General features: G+C 68.6%; 1 protein-coding gene. It reads left to right on the forward strand.

From position 1 onward, the window contains the following. The coding region (locus ACFHWU_RS29180) for an IS30 family transposase (RefSeq protein WP_416592309.1) at positions 1-1,052 on the forward strand (1,052 nt) is incomplete at its 5' end. Positions 1,053-1,060 lie beyond the last annotated feature (8 nt).

The following is a 1,060-nucleotide window of genomic DNA, read 5'->3' on the forward strand; positions in this document are numbered from 1 at the left end:
AGCTGCGCCGCAACGCTGCGACGCGGGGTGGTCGCATGGACTACCGGGCCGTGACGGCGCAGTGGCATGCCGAGCGCCGTGCCCGGCGTCCGAAGACCGCCAAACTGGCCACGAACGAACGGCTGCGTGACTACGTGCAGAGCCGGCTCGCCGGGACGATCACCGACGGCGAGGGCCGGCTGATCCCAGGCCCGAACGTTCCGTGGAAAGGACGCCGGCACGGGCGGCGCGCGGACCGGCGGTGGGGCACGGCGTGGAGCCCGGAGCAGATCAGCAGACGGCTGCGGCTGGACTTCCCGGATGATGAGTCGATGCGGATCTCGCACGAGGCGATCTACCAGGCGCTCTACGTCCAAGGTCGGGGCGCGTTGCGCCGGGAGTTGACGGCGTGCCTGCGGACCGGCCGCGCGCTACGGGTGCCGCAGGCGCGCACCCGCCGCCGCGGCAAGCACTTCGTCAGCCCGGAGGTGATGATCAGTCAACGGCCGCCGGAGGTCGCCGACAGGGCCGTGCCCGGACACTGGGAGGGCGATCTGATCATCGGACTCGAACAGTCCGCGATCGGCACACTGGTCGAGCGCACCACCCGGTTCACCATGCTGCTGCACCTGCCCCGGATGAACGGCCACGGCCAGCAGCCCGTGGTGAAGAACGGGCCACCGCTGGCCGGCCACGGTGCCGCAGCGGTCCGCGACGCGATCGCGGAACAGATCGCCAACCTGCCCGAGCAGGTACGACGCTCGTTGACCTGGGACCAGGGCGCCGAGATGGCCCAACACCTCCAACTGCGACTCGACACCGGCCTCGCGATCTACTTCTGCGACCCGCACAGTCCCTGGCAGCGCGGCACGAACGAGAACACCAACGGGCTGCTACGCCAGTACTTCCCGAAGGGCACCGACCTATCGCGACACACGGTGAACGACCTCAACGCCATCGCCGCTGCCCTCAACAACCGGCCCCGCAAAACGCTGGGATGGAGAACTCCTGCTGAAGCCTTGGCCGAACACCTAGAATCGGTTCAAGTAGCCGGTGTTGCAACGACTCCTTGAACCTAAGC

This window comes from Micromonospora sp. LOL_015 (assembly GCF_048060275.1).
Classification (GTDB): domain Bacteria; phylum Actinomycetota; class Actinomycetes; order Mycobacteriales; family Micromonosporaceae; genus Micromonospora_E.